The sequence below is a fragment of the Comamonas guangdongensis genome, assembly GCF_041079535.1.
In the GTDB taxonomy this organism is placed as follows: domain Bacteria; phylum Pseudomonadota; class Gammaproteobacteria; order Burkholderiales; family Burkholderiaceae_C; genus Comamonas; species Comamonas guangdongensis.
In genome coordinates, this window is sequence record NZ_JBFYGN010000024.1 from 16,499 (window position 1) to 34,132 (window position 17,634).

The 17,634-nt window shown below is 65.5% G+C and carries 17 protein-coding genes and 3 pseudogenes; 13 read left to right on the forward strand and 7 right to left on the reverse strand.

Features of this window, described 5'->3' with window-relative positions; all coding sequences use genetic code 11:
- Positions 1–20 precede the first annotated feature (20 nt).
- From AB6724_RS17545 to AB6724_RS17575, 7 genes are all read right to left on the reverse strand, one after another.
- Positions 21–956, reverse strand: coding sequence for a CysB family HTH-type transcriptional regulator (locus AB6724_RS17545; RefSeq protein ID WP_369339820.1), 936 nt, complete (start codon positions 954–956; stop codon positions 21–23).
- A complete protein-coding gene (locus AB6724_RS17550; RefSeq protein WP_369339821.1) occupies positions 953–1,357 on the reverse strand; it encodes a VOC family protein in 405 nt (134 codons plus the stop codon). The genes AB6724_RS17545 and AB6724_RS17550 overlap by 4 nt, the downstream gene beginning before the upstream one ends.
- A gap of 407 nt (positions 1,358–1,764) precedes the next feature.
- On the reverse strand, positions 1,765–2,418 hold the full coding sequence (locus AB6724_RS17555; protein WP_369339822.1) for a methionine ABC transporter permease: 654 nt from the start codon (positions 2,416–2,418) through the stop codon (positions 1,765–1,767).
- Positions 2,402–3,475, reverse strand: a complete 1,074-nt coding sequence (locus AB6724_RS17560) for a methionine ABC transporter ATP-binding protein (RefSeq protein ID WP_369339823.1) — start codon at positions 3,473–3,475, stop codon at positions 2,402–2,404. Before AB6724_RS17560 ends, AB6724_RS17555 begins: the two co-directional genes overlap by 17 nt.
- 8 nt (positions 3,476–3,483) lie before the next feature.
- Positions 3,484–4,308 carry a MetQ/NlpA family ABC transporter substrate-binding protein gene (locus AB6724_RS17565; protein ID WP_369339824.1) on the reverse strand — a complete coding sequence of 275 codons (825 nt, stop codon included), beginning with the start codon at positions 4,306–4,308 and terminating at the stop codon, positions 3,484–3,486.
- A 13-nt stretch (positions 4,309–4,321) separates the two neighbouring features.
- A complete protein-coding gene (locus AB6724_RS17570) occupies positions 4,322–5,146 on the reverse strand; it encodes a MetQ/NlpA family ABC transporter substrate-binding protein (protein ID WP_369339825.1) in 825 nt (274 codons plus the stop codon).
- Positions 5,147–5,223: 77 nt separating this feature from the next.
- Entirely contained in the window at positions 5,224–6,042 is an 819-nt protein-coding gene (locus AB6724_RS17575; RefSeq protein ID WP_369339826.1) for a VOC family protein, read from the reverse strand.
- 285 nt (positions 6,043–6,327) lie between these two features.
- On the opposite strand from AB6724_RS17575, the gene AB6724_RS17580 reads away from it, so the two are divergent.
- The 13 genes and pseudogenes from AB6724_RS17580 to AB6724_RS17635 all read left to right on the forward strand — a co-directional run bounded on the left by AB6724_RS17580 (position 6,328) and on the right by AB6724_RS17635 (position 17,632).
- Positions 6,328–7,944, forward strand: a complete 1,617-nt coding sequence (locus tag AB6724_RS17580) for a TIGR04028 family ABC transporter substrate-binding protein (protein ID WP_369339827.1) — start codon at positions 6,328–6,330, stop codon at positions 7,942–7,944.
- A complete protein-coding gene (locus AB6724_RS17585) occupies positions 7,941–8,879 on the forward strand; it encodes an ABC transporter permease (RefSeq protein WP_369339828.1) in 939 nt (312 codons plus the stop codon). Before AB6724_RS17580 ends, AB6724_RS17585 begins: the two co-directional genes overlap by 4 nt.
- Before the next feature lie 4 nt (positions 8,880–8,883).
- Entirely contained in the window at positions 8,884–9,822 is a 939-nt protein-coding gene (locus AB6724_RS17590) for an ABC transporter permease (RefSeq protein WP_369339829.1), read from the forward strand.
- Positions 9,819–11,570 carry a dipeptide ABC transporter ATP-binding protein gene (locus tag AB6724_RS17595; protein WP_369339830.1) on the forward strand — a complete coding sequence of 584 codons (1,752 nt, stop codon included), beginning with the start codon at positions 9,819–9,821 and terminating at the stop codon, positions 11,568–11,570. Before AB6724_RS17590 ends, AB6724_RS17595 begins: the two co-directional genes overlap by 4 nt.
- Positions 11,503–12,585 carry a putative FMN-dependent luciferase-like monooxygenase gene (locus tag AB6724_RS17600; RefSeq protein ID WP_439329890.1) on the forward strand — a complete coding sequence of 361 codons (1,083 nt, stop codon included), beginning with the start codon at positions 11,503–11,505 and terminating at the stop codon, positions 12,583–12,585. Before AB6724_RS17595 ends, AB6724_RS17600 begins: the two co-directional genes overlap by 68 nt.
- Before the next feature lie 14 nt (positions 12,586–12,599).
- Positions 12,600–13,217, forward strand: a pseudogene (locus AB6724_RS17605) (CMD domain protein); the annotation flags it as partial.
- 90 nt (positions 13,218–13,307) lie between these two features.
- The gene (locus AB6724_RS17610; RefSeq protein WP_439329892.1) at positions 13,308–13,883 is read left to right on the forward strand and encodes an alkylhydroperoxidase domain protein; all 576 of its coding nucleotides are present in this window, start codon (positions 13,308–13,310) and stop codon (positions 13,881–13,883) included.
- Between the two features lie 20 nt (positions 13,884–13,903).
- Positions 13,904–14,054 (forward strand): annotated as a pseudogene (locus AB6724_RS21850) (IS5/IS1182 family transposase); the annotation flags it as partial.
- Positions 14,055–14,183: 129 nt separating this feature from the next.
- Positions 14,184–14,976 (forward strand): IS5 family transposase gene (locus tag AB6724_RS17615; protein ID WP_369339832.1). Its coding sequence is split into 2 segments (ribosomal slippage): positions 14,184–14,443 and positions 14,442–14,976, totalling 795 coding nucleotides; the frame shifts between segments, so codons are not numbered across the junction.
- A gap of 7 nt (positions 14,977–14,983) precedes the next feature.
- Positions 14,984–15,193, forward strand: a pseudogene (locus tag AB6724_RS17620) (IS5/IS1182 family transposase); the annotation flags it as partial.
- A gap of 637 nt (positions 15,194–15,830) precedes the next feature.
- Entirely contained in the window at positions 15,831–16,613 is a 783-nt protein-coding gene (locus AB6724_RS17625) for a beta-ketoacyl synthase chain length factor (RefSeq protein WP_439329891.1), read from the forward strand.
- Entirely contained in the window at positions 16,606–17,382 is a 777-nt protein-coding gene (locus tag AB6724_RS17630; protein ID WP_369339834.1) for a lysophospholipid acyltransferase family protein, read from the forward strand. Before AB6724_RS17625 ends, AB6724_RS17630 begins: the two co-directional genes overlap by 8 nt.
- Positions 17,369–17,632 (forward strand): phosphopantetheine-binding protein, encoded by a 264-nt coding sequence (locus AB6724_RS17635; protein ID WP_369339835.1) that lies wholly within the window; start codon positions 17,369–17,371, stop codon positions 17,630–17,632. Before AB6724_RS17630 ends, AB6724_RS17635 begins: the two co-directional genes overlap by 14 nt.
- Positions 17,633–17,634: the final 2 nt, after the last annotated feature.

The window sequence follows — 17,634 nt, forward strand, 5'->3', positions numbered from 1 at the left end:
GGTTGCCGCCCCGGACGGCTTCAGTCTTCGTGGCCTTCGCTTAGTTTCTGGCGCACGACCTCCGGCGTCAGCGTCGGCACGAAGCTCTCGATGAAATGATAGGCATAGTCGCGCAGCCAGATCCCGCGGCGCACGGCAATGCGCGTGAGATTGATCTCGAACAGGTGGCGCGCGTCAATGGCACGCAGCAAGCGGTCCCGTTCGGCATCGAAGGCAATGGAGGCCACGATGCCTATGCCCATGTCCAGTTCCACATAGGTCTTGATCACGTCCGCGTCCATGGCCGTCAGAACGATTTCCGGGGCCAGGCCTTCGCGGGCGAAGGCTTCGTCGATATGCGCACGTCCCGTGAATCCATGCTCGTAGGTGATGATGGGGTAGCTGGCCAGATCTTCGAGGGAAATCGGCGTTGTCTGCAGCAGCAGGGGATGCCCGGGCGGCACGATCACGCTGTGCGACCAGCGATAGCCGGGCAGGGTGAGCAACTGCTGGTAGTTGGCCAGGGCTTCGGTCGCCACGCCGATGTCGGCCTCTCCGGCCAGCAGCATTTCGGCAATCTGCTGCGGCGAGCCCTGGCGCAGATGCAGGGTCACGCCCGGGTAGATCTTGCGGAAGTCCCGCACCACGGCCGGCAGCGCGTAGCGGGCCTGGGAGTGGGTGGCTGCCACGAAGAAGACCCCCGTGTCCTTTTCCTTGAAATCCTTGCCCGCGTTCTTGAGGTTGCCGGCCTCCAGCAGCAGCCGGTCGATGATGGGCAGCAGCGTCTTGCCGGGCGGCGTCAGCCCCGTGAGCCGCTTGCCCGCACGCGTGAAGATCTCCACGCCAAGCTCTTCCTCGAGTTCACGGATCTGCCGGCTGATGGCGGGCTGGGAGGTGAAGAGAACGGACGCCACCTCGGTCAGGTTGTAGTTGTTGCGCGCAGCTTCACGGATGGAGCGCAGTTGCTGGAAGTTCATGGCCTGGCTCCATCGTCCGCAATCCCGGCAGCCGCGAGCTGGTCTCGCCATTCAAGAAATTCCAGCTGATTGCCCGCCGGGTCCTTGATGTAGATCTGCTGCGCCGCCGCAGCCTCCGGGTGGCTTTCGATGAAGCACAGGTCAAAGGCGGTCAGGCGCTTTCTGAGATCGCCCATGCCCTCGACGTTGAAGGCGACATGCTGCGTCCTGCTGCGGCTCTGAGCGCCGGCATCCGGCGTGAAGCACAGCAGCTGGTCGCCCATCTCGAACTGCAGCAGCTGTTTTTTCTCGGGTGTGCGCAGTTCATGGGCCCCGAGCACGGTGGCGTAGAAGAAGCGGATTTCCTCCCTGGACCGGGGATGGAAGTGGAAGTGGATATGGTTGACGGACTTGATGTTCATGGGACTGCATGCCTGTGCTGGCAGGGAGGCGCCTTCCCGGCCATATCTGTCGTTTAGGCGTAGAAGGTCTGAGGCGGTGGCTGCAGCCTGCTGCATTCTCGGGAATGGCTTGGGCTGGAGGCCGTGAAGGCTTCAGGGTCGAGGACAGTGCAGTCCTGTGTGCAGTTGCGGGTGAGAGGCATTCATCAGGTGTTGCCTTGGAAAGTTCTGTTTGGCCGCCACTATAAAAAAGCTTGTTTATAAAAACAATTAATGTTTTTTCACTTCTTAATTACTTAAAGATATTTAAAGCGTTTGAATGCATGGAATTCAAACTCAGGCGCCATGTAAAAAGAGCCTTCAGCGCTTGCCTGGCAAGCGGGAAGGCTCTTTGATGTTTGCGTCCGGCCGATTTGCGGCGGCCGGATTCAGCGCCGGTGATCGGTTTTGCGCGACAGCGACTCGCCCGCGAACTGGACCACGGACACCAGTGCCACGAGGATCACGATGACCTCGAACATCACGCGGGTCTCATAGCGTTCGTAGCCGTAGCGTATGGCCAGGTCGCCCAGGCCGCCGGCGCCCACGGCGCCGGCCATGGCCGAGGCATTGACCATGGCGATCACGCTGACCGTCATGCCGCCGATGATGCCGGGCAGGGCCTCGGGCAGCAGCACATGGCGCACGATATGCCAGCGCTTGCAGCCCATGGCGCGCGCGGCCTCCACCAGCCCGGAGTCCACATCGTTTAGGCTGACCTGGGCGATGCGGGCATAGAACGGGATCAGGTTGGCCGATAGCGGAACCACCGCGGCCCAGGTGCCCAGCGTGGTGCCGACGATGCTGCGCGTGACCGGCAGCAGGGCCACGAGCAGGATGATGAAGGGTATGGCCCGGAAGATGTTCACCGTGACCGACAGCCCCTTGTAGAAGCGCGGGCGCGCATACAGACCGCGCGGCCCGGTGACGGTGAGCACAATGGCCAGTGCCAGGCCGAGGCTGATGGCAATCACCGAGGAGGAGAGCACCATCAGCAGGGTCTCGACAAAGGCCTGAATGTATTTGTCAATCGGCGCGGACATAGCCCAGCAGCTCCAGTTGGTCGGCGCCGGTGGACTGGCGCAAGGCATCGAGCGAAGGTAGTCCGGCGGCGGGCGCCGAGACCAGCAACTGGCCCAGGGAGTGGCCGCGCAGGCGGTCCAGGCCCCCATGCAGCAGCGTCGTCTGCGGGCCCAGCGCAGCCAGGGCCTGCAGCGGCAGGCCTTGCGGCCGCCGGGAGCCGGCAAAGCGCAGGCTGAGCACGGCGCGGTCTGCCGTGCCCGCAGGCCCTGGCTGCAAGCGCTGTGCAAGATCGGGCGGCAGTCCCTGCAGCAGCGGCTGCAGCAGGGCTTGGGTGGCGGCCGACAGAGGCGCGCCGAAGACGCGCCAGACTTCGCCTATCTCCTGCACCTGTCCCTGGTCCAGCACCAGCACGCGGTCGCAGATGGCACGGATCACCGCCATGTCGTGGGTGATCAGCACCACGGTCAGCCCGAGCTGGCGGTTGATGTCGCGCAGTAAGGCCAGTATCGACTGGGTGGTCTCGGGATCCAGTGCGCTGGTGGCTTCGTCGCACAGCAGCACCTCGGGGGCGTGCACCAGCGCACGGGCAATGCCCACGCGCTGTTTCTGCCCGCCCGACAGCTGGGCCGGATAGGCGTGGCCCTTGTCGGCGAGGCCGACCAGCTGCAGCAGCTCGTCCACGCGGGCCTTGATGACGGCCGGGCGCTCGCCGGCCACGCGCAGCGGCAGGGCCACGTTCTCGCGCACGGTCTTGGCCGACAGCAGATTGAAGTGCTGAAAGATCATGCCGATGCGCCGGCGCAGCGCGACCAGCGCATCTTCGTCCAGCTGGGCCGGATCCACGCCATGGATCTGCACCCGGCCCGCGGACGGGGTTTCGAGTGCGTTGATGGTACGCAGCAGCGTGGATTTGCCGGCGCCGCTGCGGCCTATGATGCCGAACACCTCGCCATGGCGGATGTCGAAATCCACGGCCGACAGGGCCTGGACCGGGCCGCTGCGGCCCGCGTAGGCCTTGGCCACGCCGTCGAACACGATATGCGGCGCCAGCTGCACCGCGGGAGGGAGTGTGGTCATGCGGTCAGTCAGAACGCCGGAATCAGCGTGCCTTGGTATTGGGTCTCGATGAAGCGGCGCACGCTGTCGGTCTGGAAGGATGCGACCAGGGCCTTGACCCAGGGCGCATCCTGGTCCTTGCTGCGCACCGCGATGATGTTGACGTAGGGGTTGTGCTCGCGCTTTTCCACGGCGATGCCGTCGCGTGTGGCGATCAGCCCCACCTGGTAGGCAAAGGTGTTGATGACGGCCGCGGCGTCGAGGTCGGGCACGGAGCGGGCCAGCACATTGGAGGCCGCCTCCACCAGCTGGAGCTGGCGCGGATTGGCCGTGACGTCGGCCAGGCCGGCCGTGCCGGTGAAGGGGTCGAAGCCATCGCGCAGCCGGATCAGGCCGTGGTCGCGCAGAATCACCAGGGCGCGGGTCTGGTTGCTGGGGTCGTTCGGCACGCCCACCCGCGCCTTGGCGGGAAGGTCTTCCAGGCGCTTGTGTCGGCGCGAATAGAAGGCGATGGGCGCAATCAACGTGTTAGCCACGGACACGATCCGGTAGCCGCGCTGGCGCACCTGGTCCTGCAGGAAGGGCAGATGCTGAAACGCATTGGCCTCCAGATCGCCGTTGTTCAGCGCCTCGTTGGGGCTGACCGAGCCGCCCAGCACGACCGGTTGCACATCGAGGCCTCTGGTCCTGGCGGCCTTGGCCACTTCGGCCCAGATTTCCTCGCCGATGCCGCCGCGAATGCCGACGCGCACGCGTTGCGCCGCATGGGTGGAGATCGGCAGCAGGGCAGCGGTGCCGACGCCCAGCAGCGTCGTGAGCGCGGTGCGGCGCGAAGTCTTGGGGAGATGGGTCATGGCAGAGCCTTCCTCAGAACGCGGGGATCACCGAGCCCTGGTACTTCTGCTGGATGAACTGGCGCACGGGCTCGGACTGGTAGGCCGCGACCAACTGCCGGGTCCATGGCGCCTCCTTGTCCCTGGCTCGTATGGCAATGATGTTGACGTAGGGGTTGCGCTCGCGTTTTTCCACGGCGATGCCGTCGCGCGTGGCGATCAGCCCCGCCTGGTAGGCAAAGCTGTTGACGATGGCAGCGGCCGCCAGGTCGTCCAGAGAGCGGGCCAGCACCACCGAGGCCACTTCCACCAGCTCCACCTTCTGGCGCAGCGCCGTCACATCGGCCAGCGATGCCGTGCCGGTGAAGGGGTCGAAGCCGGCGCGCAGGTCGAGCAGGCCCTGGTCGCGCAGCACCACCAGGGCGCGGGTCTGGTTGCTGGGGTCGTTGGGTATGCCAATGCGCGCACCGGCAGGCAGATCGGCGAGGCGCTTGAATTTCCTGGAGTAGAAGGCGATCGGCGAGATATAGGTATCGCCCGCGGAGACCAACTGGTAGCCGCGCTGCTGGTTCTGGTCGCGCAGGTATGGCTGGTGCTGGAAGGAGTTGGCTTCGAGGTCGCCGTTGTGCACGCCTTCGTTGGGGCTGACCGAACCGCTCAGCACCACCGGCTTGACATTGAGGCCGCGCTCCCTGGCAACCTTGGTGACCACTTCCCAGATCTCCTCATCCACGCCGCCGCGCACCCCCACGCGGATCAGCGCGGGAGCCGTGGTCGCGGCCGATGCGGGCCGGCTCACGATGCCTGCCGCCGGAAGCAGGAAGGCCGCAGAGGTACGGAGAAAGTCGCGCTTGTTCATGGTGAAAATCTGTTCGTCTGTGATGGGATGCCGCAGTATCGAGAGCCATGCCCGGGCATGGCAACGAAGCTTTGCGGCTATGCAAATACGCTTTGGGTATGAGTGGCCCGGGGCGCGCTGTCGTCCTGCGGCAGCAGCACGATGTGGGCCCCGTGCGTGTCGCCCTGCGTGATGGCCCCAAGCGGACCGGCCTGCGTTGTGTACAGGCCGATGGCGAATGGGCCTTCGCCCTGCTGCGCCAGGCGCGCGGCCGCGGCGCGGCTGCTGCTGGCGCTTTCCAGCTTCAGCTGGGTGTTGCCCAGTTGCAGGCTCGCGGTGCCTGCGTCGTTGTGGGTGACGGCGGTATCCTGCAGGTCCAGCAGGGCGCGATAGCGTGCAAGCGAAGCGGCTGCATCGTGGACGGCGATATGCAGATAGGCCACGCCCTGCACGCCGTTGGCGTGCTCGCGCACGCCGCCCTCCGGTACGCGCAGGGCGCGCGGCGTCAGGTCGCCGCACAGAAAAGGCAGGTCCGGCGTGGCGGGTCTGGCGTTCTGCCATTGCAGTTCCACGCCGTCGGGGCGCAAGCGCCCGCCGTCGACGGGAGGCTGGTAGGCCAGACCGCGCGACAGTGCCTGCGCCACGACCTTGGGAGTGGAGGAGGGCAGCAGCGCGAAATCAACGATGCCCGGGCCGAAGCGGTCGAGCTTGGGCCACCAGGGGTGAACCTCTTCGGGAGCTTTCCAGGCAATCAGCTCGAAATAGGAGCCGTCCTGGAACACCACCAGCGCATTGTGGGTGGCCCGCCCCGGGTGGTCTCCGCCGGGCGTCACCGTGAATCCCAGGCTGCGGTAATCGGTTATGGCTTTCTGCAGGTCGTGCACGGCAATCACGATGTGGTCCAGAGGCAATGACATGGGCTTTCTCCTGTGTGTGAAAGCGCCATGCTGGCGCCGCGGCCTGCGGCGCGCAAATGCCGAATGCGGTTTTGCTTATGCGGTTTGCGCCGGATGCGCATATCTGCTGGTTGCATATCCAAGTGCGAAAACAGCAGTTCGGGAAAACGAGAGTGCTTCCTAGCATGCATGCCATCCGGAGAGCTTTTCCGGTTCTTGCGTTACAGCGCCTCGATGGCATGAAGGGTGGATGATCTAGTGCAAAAGCAATACAGAAGAAATAACCATTGGTTGTGGCTGGCAGCGATGGCTGCGGGAGTCTGGCTGGCGGGCTGCTCGCCGCAAGGCGCGGGCAAGCCAGGTGCGCAGCAGGCAGCTGTGGCGCAGGGCGGGGAACTGGTGTATCTGGAGCAGCAGGCGCATAGCAATCTGTATCCGCCAGCCGGCGGCTTCTACCCCAACGGTGGCGTGCTCAACCAGATCACGGACAAGCTGACTTACCAGGACCCGAAGACGCTGGAAATCCAGCCCTGGATTGCCGAGTCCTGGAGCATCAACGGCAACGCCACGGAGTTCACCTTCAAGCTGCGTCCCGGGGTCAGTTTCTCCGACGGCACGCCGCTGGATGCCGCCGCCGTGGCCAAGAATTTCGACACCTACGGCCTGGGCAACAAGGCCTTGAAACTGCCGGTTTCGGAGGCCATCAACAACTACCAGCGCAGCGAGGTCCTGGACCCGCTGACCGTGAAGTTCTACTTCAGCAAGCCGTCGCCGGGCTTTCTGCAGGCCACTTCGGTGATCGGCTCGGGACTGGTGTCGCTGGCCACGCTGGACCGGCCTTTCGAAGAGCTGGGCGACGCCACGCGCATCATCGGTTCCGGCCCGTTTGTGGTGGCCAGCGAGACCCTGGGCAAGGAGCTGCTGCTTAAGGCCCGTGCCGACTACAACTGGGGCCCGGCCAAACATGCGCACCAGGGCCGCGCGCGGCTGGACAGCATCCGCTTTGTGGTCACGCCCGAGGACAGCGTGCGCATAGGCGCCCTGTTGTCGGGCCAGGCCGGCCTGATTCGCCAGGTCCAGGCCTATGACGAAAAGCGCGTGCAGGAGCACAGCTTCCAGATCTATGCGCCTTCCACGCGCGGCGTGAACAACAGCATCGCTTTCCGTCCCGACAACCCGCTGGTGGCCGATCTGCGCGTGCGCCAGGCCCTGCTGCACGGCACGAACACGGCCGAGGTGGTGCAGACTTTGTTCTCGGCCAATTACCCGCAGGCGACATCGGTGGTCGCCAGATCGGCCGCCGGCTATGTGGACCTGGCGTCCGAGCTCAAGTTCGACCCCGAGCAATCCCGGCGCCTGCTGGACGAGGCCGGCTGGACCGTGGGCGCCAGCGGGCTACGCCAGAAGGGCGGGCAGGAGCTGGTGCTGACGGCCTATGAGTCGCTGCCGCAGCCGCAGAACAAGGAGACGCTGCAGCTGGTGGCCCAGCAGTGGAGCCGGCTGGGCGTCAAGCTCAATGTGCTGGCCGGAGATGCTGGCAGCAGGACGCTGGACGGCCTGGATCCCGCCAAGACGCCGGTGGCGCCGAACATGGTGGGACGTGCCGATCCGGACGTGATCAAGAGCAATTACTACCCCACCAATCGCAACGTGCTGCTGCAAAAAGGCGGGGTCAGCCAGAAGGTCAACGGCTTTGTCGATGCCAAGCTCAATAGCCTGCTGGATGCGATTGCGGCCGAGACCGATGGCGCCAAGCGATTGCAGCTCACGGCGGAGGTGCAGCGCTACCTGATCGCCCAGGCCTATGTGATTCCTATCTTCGAGGAGCCGCAAGCCTTCGCGGGCGCCACCTGGGTCCGCGATGTGGACTTCGAGGCCGTGGGCCGGCCCAGCTTCTACGCTACCTGGCTGGCCAAGCGATGACTGCCTACCTGTTGCGGCGCAGCGGCCAGGCTCTGGTGGTGCTGTGGGCGGCTTTCTCGGTGTCCTTCGTGCTGCTGCAGCTGATGCCAGGCGATGCGGTGCTGATCAAGTTCCTCAACCCCGACCTGGGCCTGGGGCCGGAGCAGATCGCCGAGATCCAGGCGGCCTACGGTGCCGATCAGCCGGTCTGGCGCCAGTATCTGCATACGCTGGGGCAGTTCCTGACGGGGCATTTCGGCTACTCGCTGCAGGCCGGCGTCCCGGTCAGCCAGGGCCTGGCCACGAATCTGCCGCCCACGCTGCGCCTGGCCGCGCTGGGGCTGGTTGCGGCGCTGCTGCTGGCCCTGGGGTTGGCGCTGGCGGCCAGCGTGGCCAGGGTGCGGATGCTGCGCATGCTGCTGCAGTCGCTGCCCTCGCTCTTCGCCTCGATCCCGGTGTTCTGGCTGGGCATCATGCTGATCCAGTGGGTGTCTTTCCGCCTGGGCTGGGTGCCGGTCATCAATCCCGGCCCATGGCAGGGCCTGATCCTGCCGACGCTGACGCTGGCGGTCCCCATCTCCGCGCCCCTGGCGCAGATTCTGATGCGCAACCTGGATGCCGCACTGGCCCAGCCCTATGTGGCCGTGGCACGGGCCAAGGGCGCATCGCAGCTGCAGGTGCTGCTGCGGCACGCGGCACGCAACGCGCTTTTGCCCGTGCTGACCATGGGCGGAATGCTGTTCGGCGAGCTGCTGGCCGGCGCCGTGGTGACCGAAGCGGTCTTCGGCCTCAACGGCCTGGGCAGCCTGACCCAGCAGGCTGTGGGCAACCAGGACACGGCCGTGCTGCAAGCGGTGGTGATGGTGTCCGCCACGGCCTTTGTGACCATCAATCTGATCGTGGATCTGCTCTACCCCTGGCTGGATCCACGGCTTGCCCATGGGGCGGGAAGCTGAAGCCATGAATGCATTGACACACAAGAAAGGACTGGCGTTGCAGATGCCGCCGGCCACGCCGTCGCCGCGCGCCGGAACGCAAGCTGCAGCTCCGGCGGCGGCCATACCCAAATCACGCCGGACGCTGCAGCCCCTGCTGCGGCGTGCGGCCCTGGTGCCTGCGGGCCTGTGGCTGGCCTGGAGCGTGGTGGCCTTGGTGCTGCTGTGGGCCGTGGTACCGGGCTGGTTCAGCGGCCACGATCCGCTGGTGGGCCTGGCCGGCCAGCAGCTGCGCGCGCCCGCATCAGGCCATTGGCTGGGCACCGACGCGCTGGGCCGCGATGTCTGGGCCCGCGTGGTCCATGGCTCGGTGCATTCGCTGTCCGGGGCCCTGGTCGCCGTGGGCGTGGGCCTGCTCGGGGGCACCGCACTGGGCTTGCTCGCGGGTGCTGCAGGCGGCCGCCTCGACGATGCGCTGATGCGCCTGGTGGACGTGCTGCTGGCCGTGCCTTCGCTGCTGCTGTCGCTGACCATCATCATCGTGCTGGGTTTCGGTACGGTGAACGCGGCGATTGCCGTGGGCGTGGCTTCGGTGGCCAGCTTTGCCCGGCTGGTGCGCTCCGAAGTCGTGCGCGTGCGCCGCACGGAATATGTGGAGGCAGCCTTCGGCAGCGGTGGGCGCTTCGGTGCCGTGCTGTGGCGCCATGTACTGCCCAACTCGCTGACCTCGGTGGTGGCGCTGGCGGCGCTGCAGTTCGGCACGGCCATTCTGGCCATCGCCACGCTGGGCTTTCTCGGCTATGGCGCACCGCCGCCTACGCCGGAATGGGGACTGCTGATCGCCGAGGGCCGCAACTACCTGTCCACCGCCTGGTGGCTGACCACGGTGCCCGGTCTGGCGGTGGTGGCCGTGGTGCTGGCGGTCAACCGCATCAGCGTTGCGTTGTCGGGAGATCCATCATGAGTGCCTGGCAGAGATTTCGGCAGCGCCTGCTGCAGGCGGCCTGGACGGGGCCGGCTCCTTCCGCTTCCACAGTGCCAGCGGATGCTGCGGTGCTGGAGATCGACGATCTGCAGATTGCCTATCGCGAAGCCGGCCAGCTGCGCCGCGTGGTGCACGGTGTCTCGCTGACGGTGCGCCCCGGTGAGGTGGTGGCTTTGGTGGGGGAGTCTGGCTCCGGCAAATCGACCACTTCGCAGGCCGCCATCGGCCTGCTGCCGGCCAACGGCCAGGTGGTGGCCGGCCGTGTACGCCTGCTGGGCGAGGATGTGACCCATGCCGGCGAGGCGCAGTGGCGCGGCCTGCGCGGCCGCGTGGTGAGCCTGGTGCCGCAGGACCCCACGGCATCGCTGAATCCGGTGCGCACCATCGGCGCCCAGGTGGCCGAGGTGCTGCAGCTGCATGGCTGGAGGGACCGCGCTGCCATAGAGCTGCAGGTGGTGGAGCTGCTGCGCAAGGTGGGGCTGACGCGGCCCGAGCTGCGCGTGCGCCAGTATCCGCACGAGCTGTCGGGCGGCATGAAGCAGCGCGTGCTGATCGCCATGGCCGTGGCGCTGCGGCCGGCGCTGATCATTGCCGACGAGCCCACCAGCGCGCTGGATGTGACGGTGCAGCGCCGTATCCTGGATCTGATCGACACGCTGCGGCGCGAGACCGGCACCGCCGTGTTGCTGGTCACGCACGACCTGGGGGTGGCTGCCGACCGGGCGCATCGCATCGTGGTGCTGCGTCAGGGGCAGGTGCAGGAAGCCGGGGACACGCTGGAGGTGCTGCGCCAGCCGCAGAGCGCCTATGCGCGCCAGCTGCTGGCCGATGCACCGGCGCTGTCGGTGGCTGCGGCGCGGCTATTGCCGGCGGATGCAGCAGAGCCCGACTGGGCCGTGCAGGTCCAGGGGCTGCGCCAGGAGTTCGCCGTGCCCGGCCAGCGTGCACCGTTCAAGGCGGTGGATGGCGTGGGCTTCGAGGTGCGGCGTGGCAGCACGCATGCCATCGTCGGCGAGTCGGGGTCGGGCAAGACCACCACCATCCGTGCGCTGGTCGGCTTGCTGCGACCCACGGGCGGCCAGATCCGCATCGCGGGCGAGGACGTGACCGCGCTGCGCCGCGAGGCGCTGCGCCAGTTCCGGCGCAAGGTGCAGCTGGTCTATCAGAACCCGTTTGCCTCGCTCGATCCGCGCCAGACGGTATTCGCGATCGTCGAGGAGCCGCTGCGCAACTTCGATGCTTTGCCAGCGGCCGAGCGCCGTCGGCTGGTGGAAGACACCCTGGCCCGCGTGGGCCTGGCGCCCGAGCTGCAGCAACGCCGCCCGCAGGCCCTGTCCGGCGGCCAGCGCCAGCGTGTGGCCATAGCCCGCGCCCTGGTGCTGCAGCCCGAGGTGCTGGTGCTGGACGAGGCCGTTTCGGCACTGGACGTGACGGTGCAGGCCCAGATCCTGCGCCTGCTGGAAGAGCTGCAGCAGCAACTGCGGCTGACCTATGTATTCGTGACGCACGACCTGTCGGTGGTGCGCCAGATCGCCCACACCGTGTCCGTGCTGCAGCACGGACAGGTGGTGGAGGCGGGCACGGTGGAGCAGGTCTTCACCCAGCCCAAGAGCAACTACACCCGTGAACTGATTGCCGCCATTCCCGGCACAAGGAGTCTTGATTTTGTCCAACCCCGCCACTCCTCAGAAAAAACGCCTGGGCTTCTTCAGCCGCTTGCTGGATGACACGCCCGCCGGCGAACGCTATCGCCTTGTGACCGAGCAGATCATCCATGCCGAAGCCCTGGGCTTCGATTCCGTCTGGGTGGCGCAGCACCATTTTCACGAGAACGAGGGCGGCCTGCCGTCGCCTCTGGTGTTCCTGGCCCATGTGGCCCAGCGCACGCAGCGCATACGCCTGGGTACGGGCGTGGTGACGCTGAGCATGGAAAACGCCATCCGTGTGGCCGAGGACGCTGCCGTGCTCGACCTGCTGTCCGGCGGGCGGCTGGAAGTGGGCCTGGGCACCGGCGGCACGGCCGAATCCTTTGCGGCCTTCGGCGTGGACGGCAGCGAGCGCGGCGCCGTCTTCGGGCGCAATCTGCAGCGGCTGCGCGCTGCCTGGCGCGGCGATGTGCTGCCGGGCGGCGTGCGCGTCTATCCACAGGCGCCGCAGCTGCTGCAGCGCCTGTGGCAGGCCACGTTCTCCGTGGAAGGGGCGCAACGTGCCGGAGTGGCGGGCGAGGGGCTGATGCTCTCGCGCACTCAGCCGCGACCGGACCAGGCGCCGGGGCTATCCCTGCCGGAGATCCAGAACCCCATCATCGACGCCTACCTGGCCGCGCTGCCGCCAGGCGGCGCGCCGCGCATCCTGGGGTCGCGCACGCTGTTCGTGACCGATCACCGCGAGGACGCGCTGCACTGGGCCGAGATCGGGCTGCGCCGTCTGGCCCAGCGCCATGCCCAGGCTGTCGCCGGCCCGTTTCCGCGTGTCGACCCGCAGGCGCCGCTGGAGCAACTGATTGCCGCCTACGACGTGCACCTGGGCACGCCCGACGACGTGATCGCCTCGCTGCGGGCCGATACGGCGCTGGCGCGCACCACGGACCTGGTATTTCAGGTGCACTCCATAGACCCGCCGCACCAGGCCATCCTGCGCTCGCTGGAGTTGACCGCCTCCGCGGTGGCTCCGGCCCTGGGCTGGGCCGGCCCGGCGGCCACCGCATCTGCAGCCATCGAACCCGCGCTGCAGGCTGCCTGAAGAGAGAACCCCATATGACCGAATTGCTGCAAGAACCCCAAACGCCTGCCGCATCTGCGCACGGCGAGCCCGCCGATGTGATCGACCAACTGGCCGGCATTGCCGCAGGCAGCTGGCTGGACGGCCTGCGCCGTACGCGGCCCGAGACCCGCGCCCAGGCCCAGAAAAGCTACGAGGCCTTGTTCACGCCGCTGGCCCCGGTGGCAGCTCGGGTGACGCCGGCCGAGCGCCACGCGCTGGCGGCCTTTGTGGCCTGGCTGCACCAGCAGCCGCGCGTGGCGGACTTCCATCGGCGCGCACTGCAGGCGCTGGCGCCGCAATGGGCCCTGGCCCTGGAACAGGCGGTAGCCGCCGGCCAAACCCAGGGCCCCTACGGCCACTATCCTGCGGGGCCGCTGGCCGCCGAGAACCGTGCGGGCCTGGAGTTCGAACTGCCCGAGGCGCAGCAGGCCGTGCTGGGTACCCGTCTGCAGGCCGCCTTGCGGCACGCGCATTTTCTGGTCTTTCATCCGCGCGACGTGCAGCCCGGGCGGCTGCGCGCGCTGGAGGCCGCGGGCTGGGCGGCGGACGATATCGTCGTGCTCTCGCAACTGGTGGCTTTTCTGAGCTTCCAGTTGCGCGTAGTGGCCGGCCTGCAGGCGCTGGAGGCCGGCTGGGACAGCGATGCCCCCGCGCCACAGCGCAGCACATCCGTGAAGGCGGTCGTACCGGTGCAGGAGACCGTGGTGCCTGGCTCCGAACCCGTGGTCTTCACCCAGGTCGAGCTGGACTGGCGACCCTGGCTCGCGCCGCTGGACGAAGCGGAACTGACACCGCGCCACCTCGCCGGCCTGGTGGATGCTGCACGCGCCAAGTCGCCGTACTTCCGGCTGCTGGCGCGCGATCCGGACACGCTGGGCGCGCGCACGCGCACCGACAAGGACATCTTCTACAACCCCGAGGCCGGTCTGCCACGCGCCGAGCGCGAGCTGGCGGCGGCGGCCACCTCGCGCCACAACGGCTGCATCTACTGCGCTTCGGTGCATGCGCGCTTTGCCAGCCATTTCGCGCAGCGTCGGGAGGATGTGCAGCGGCTGCTGGATGAGGGCGTTCAGGCCGATCTGGACCCGCGCTGGAATGCCATCGTCGATGCGGCCGTGGCGCTGACAAATACGCCGCACGGGCTTGCTGCCGGCCACATCGCGCAGCTGCGCAGGCAGGGCCTGGACGCCCAGGCCGCGGCCGATCTGCTGCATGCGGCCGCCTTTTTCAACTGGGCCAACCGGCTCATGCTGTCGCTGGGCGAGCCTCGGTACTGAGGGGGCTCCCCGGGGCAAACGACGTCGCCCTGGTGCCGAGCCCCCGGGAGGGCAGGAAACGGGCCCCCTACCCCACAGAGGGAGGCAAGCTTGGCATCAAGTGTCGCCTTGTCGTAGATGCCAGAGGCATTCCGCTGGGTGATCCTTGTCAGCAGCGCAAACAGGCGCGACTGGTTCCAGCCATTGCTGGCTTGCCGGGGTGGTGCGCAAGCAACCGGAAAGGTTGCGGCTGCAAACGCGGCCGTTTCTATCTGAGAACCTGTTCAAAGTCTCGTCTGCTTGATGTGAGAAGCTCGCAGGGTGAGAAAAGGCTACCCCAGCGACATCAAGCGCGAGCAGTTTGAAGTGATCCGGCCCCTGTTGGAGAGCGCGCGCAGAAAGACGGCCCCGCGCAAGGTGGAACTGTACGAGGTGTTCTGCGCAATTCTGTATCTGCTGCGCACAGGCTGTCAGTGGCGGGCACTGCCCAGTGACTTTCCCAAGTGGCGCACCGTGCATTCGTACTTTGCCATCTGGAGCGAGCCACGCGAGGGTGGCAGCCTGCTGGAGCAGGCGTTAAAAAAATCGGGTTGGCGCGGCCCGCGAGAAACTGGGGCGCAACGCATGCAGCGCGTTCTTGATCGTGGACGCGCAGAGCGTGAAGAACACGGACACGGCGGGCCTGAAGGGTTATGACGCTGGCAAGAAGGTCTCGGGCATCAAGCGCCACATAGCGGTGGACACCCAGGGGTTACCGCATGCGGTCGCGGTGACCACGGCAGAGGTGACGGACCGCAAGGGCGTGCTGCAGGCCCTCAAGCGCTGCAAGCCTTCTTTGAGCCGAGTACAAAGCCTGCTGTGCGATGCAGGCTACATCGGCCGGCCGTTCGTGCAAGGCGTGCAGGAGATTCTGGGCACTCACGTGACGGTGCAGATCGCCAAGAGAAGCGAGCTGCACACCTTCAAGGTCATGCCCAAGCGCTGGATCGTCGAGCGCAGCTTTGCGTGGCTGGACAAGAATAGGAGGCTGTGGAAGAACTGCGAGCGGGGGCTCAACACCAGCTTGCAGTTCGTCCACTTGGCATTCTTAGTGCTCTTGCTCAGGAGACTTTGAACACGCTCTGAGGCAACGCGGTATCGCCGGCAAGCTTGCAAGACGAGGTATCGAGAGCAGCGAAAAGCTAGGCAGGCATCGCCGGCTAGTGGAGAGCGCGCGCGGATGGTTTGCGGGCTTTGGCAAGCTGCGTATCCGTCTTGAAAGGTGGTTGGATATTCACGAAGCGTTGTTGAAACCGGCGACTGCAAGCATTTGCGCACGCTTTGTGGGTTGATGTTGTTAGCTGCTCTAATGGCTTTCAAAAGCGCTGATTGGCAAAAAATGCTTCAAATCATAGTTTTTGACTAAAGTTTTTGAAAATCATATTGAGAATATTTCAAATATCTTGTGGAGAATATTTGAGAGATGCGCGATATCCGGACGATAAATTTCAGAGCGTTGGGATTGTTCTTGGGTTCTTGCATAGAGGGTGAGTTGGAGCAGGCGGCCTAACTTACCTCTACTCATGCAATTTCGGATGCATGTTATTGAGAAAGACGCTGCTGGCGTGGTACCTGGCAGTGCTTGCTTAGTCTTGGGCTGGAGGGGGTATTAGTGATTCGCCTTGATGTCTTGGCCGCTGCAGGCAGTTTGACGGGTCTGGGGACAGGGACACAGGGTTTGACGGAAATTCTGTTGAAGCCGTTTCCCTCAAATAGGGGAAACAGGTGACGCGGAAAAGCATGGTGCGATAAAGGGGCTTGAAAACAGGAATTTTTTCAAGGGTGAGCAGTATCTGTCGCGCAGTACCTCATGGCGTGACCGGAATGTTGTATCAATATGTATAATGACGCCTCTTTGAGGGTGGTGGTCGCATGGCGCATTCGCTATGCGGTGATATTTTCGATAAAAACAATCATTGAGGGAATTGGGTGCGCCTTGTTTGGGCTCTGAAGGCATGGTCGGCGTTGGCGCCTGGACTGCAAACATCAGCGAGCTGGCAGCAATGGGCTAGGCAGCCTGTGAGGCCGTGTGGTGAGGTGACGCTGGATTTGTCGCATATTCCCGCCATGGCGCGGCGCCGGTTGGGAACGCAGGCTAGGTGGGCAGTCTCCGTGGTCGATGCTGTACTGGCTGAGGCGGCGCAGGCGGACCTGCCCATAGTCTGGGCTTCGCGCTATGGCGATGCCGAAAAATCCCTAGCCTTGCTGCGGGACTTGGTGGCAGGGGAGCCGTTGTCTCCCACGGCATTTGGCTTGTCGGTGCATAACGGTATAGGAGCGCAGCACTCTATTTTGCGTGGCATGCGCGCCAATGCAGTATGCGTTGCATCCATGCATGCAGCCCCCGAAGCTGGCGTGATGGAGGCCTTGGGCCTGCTGCATGATGGCGCTGCCGAGGTCATGGTGGTGTGCTATGACTCACCGCTGCCTGCGCCCTACGAATGCTTTCACGACGAGCCTGCCCTGCCTTTTGCCTGGGCCGTCTTGCTGGCGCTGGCCGAGCCGGGGGAGCCCGGTTTCACGCTGCAGGCCCTGCCTGCGGCTACCTGCGAAACTTGCGTTCCCAAGTCTGTGCCGCACTTGCCCCATGGGCTGGAGGTGCTGCAATTTTTATTGCACGACCAGCAGGCGAGGCTGTACAGCCCGCAGGCACGAGACGCTCGGGCGCAGGCCGGAACAGGCCAATGGCTGTGGGAGCGCTGCCATGATTGAACGGCTGAATCGTGGCTGGCGTGTGCTGGCCACCGGGCTGTGCTTTGCCGTTTTTGGCCTGGGCGGCCTGGTGGTGCGCTGCGGGGTATACCCGCTGCTGTGGCTGGTTGTGCGCCATCTGCAGCGGCGTCAATGGCTGGTGCAGCATGCGATTCACTATAGCTTTCGCGGCTTTGTGGCGCTGATGCAAGGCCTGGGCGTGCTTTCCTACGATGTGCGTGGTCTGGAGCGACTGCAGCGCCGCGGTCTATTGATTCTGGCTAACCACCCCACCTTGATTGATGTAGTGTTTTTGATGGCTTTTGTGCGTTCGGCGGACTGCATTGTCAAGGCGGCGCTGGCCCGCAATCCTTTTACACGTGGTCCTATCGCGGCGGCGGGCTTTATCACCAACAGCGGCGGTGCCGATCTGCTGCACGACTGTCTGCGCTCGCTGCGGGCAGGCCACAACCTGATCGTCTTTCCCGAAGGCACGCGCACGCCCTTGAGCGGCCCTGTGCGCTTGCAGCGTGGCGCGGCCCATGTGGCGGTGAAAGGCCGCGTGGCCATCACGCCGGTCCATATCCATTGCAGCGCGCCCCTGCTGACCAAGGGCATGCCTTGGTGGCAGGTGCCTGTGCGTAAACCCCACTTTCGCATCGAAGTGCGGGATGACATTGCCATCGAACCTTTCTGCCAGGCCGCGACCAGCGAAGCGCTGGCCGCGCGCCAGGTCATGGAACATCTGTCGGAACAATTTTTTGGGGAAACTTCTAGTGCTTCAGCTTGAGCAAGAAATCAAGGAACTCATCATCTCCAGCCTGGCGCTGGAAGACATCACTACGCAGGATATAGATGTCGCCGCGCCGCTGTTTGTCGACGGCCTGGGCCTGGACTCCATTGATGCGCTGGAGCTGGGCCTTGCGCTGCAAAAGCGCTATGGCGTGAGCATGTCGGCCGACTCTGAACAGACTCGCCAGCATTTCCGCAGCGTTCAGGCCTTGGCCGCCTTTGTAGCCACTGCACGCACAGAGTCTTGATC

Bases quoted from the DNA above. Each gene is read 5' to 3' on its own strand.
- AB6724_RS17570 (WP_369339825.1), bottom strand. From the start codon at position 5,146: ATGAACAAGCGCGACTTTCTCCGTACCTCTGCGGCCTTCCTGCTTCCG.
- AB6724_RS17595 (WP_369339830.1), top strand. From the start codon at position 9,819: ATGAGTGCCTGGCAGAGATTTCGGCAGCGCCTGCTGCAGGCGGCCTGG.
- AB6724_RS17550 (WP_369339821.1), bottom strand. From the start codon at position 1,357: ATGAACATCAAGTCCGTCAACCATATCCACTTCCACTTCCATCCCCGG.
- AB6724_RS17545 (WP_369339820.1), bottom strand. From the start codon at position 956: ATGAACTTCCAGCAACTGCGCTCCATCCGTGAAGCTGCGCGCAACAAC.
- AB6724_RS17585 (WP_369339828.1), top strand. From the start codon at position 7,941: ATGACTGCCTACCTGTTGCGGCGCAGCGGCCAGGCTCTGGTGGTGCTG.
- AB6724_RS17565 (WP_369339824.1), bottom strand. From the start codon at position 4,308: ATGACCCATCTCCCCAAGACTTCGCGCCGCACCGCGCTCACGACGCTG.
- AB6724_RS17575 (WP_369339826.1), bottom strand. From the start codon at position 6,042: ATGTCATTGCCTCTGGACCACATCGTGATTGCCGTGCACGACCTGCAG.
- AB6724_RS17560 (WP_369339823.1), bottom strand. From the start codon at position 3,475: ATGACCACACTCCCTCCCGCGGTGCAGCTGGCGCCGCATATCGTGTTC.
- AB6724_RS17590 (WP_369339829.1), top strand. From the start codon at position 8,884: ATGAATGCATTGACACACAAGAAAGGACTGGCGTTGCAGATGCCGCCG.
- AB6724_RS17580 (WP_369339827.1), top strand. From the start codon at position 6,328: ATGGCTGCGGGAGTCTGGCTGGCGGGCTGCTCGCCGCAAGGCGCGGGC.
- AB6724_RS17630 (WP_369339834.1), top strand. From the start codon at position 16,606: ATGATTGAACGGCTGAATCGTGGCTGGCGTGTGCTGGCCACCGGGCTG.
- AB6724_RS17555 (WP_369339822.1), bottom strand. From the start codon at position 2,418: ATGTCCGCGCCGATTGACAAATACATTCAGGCCTTTGTCGAGACCCTG.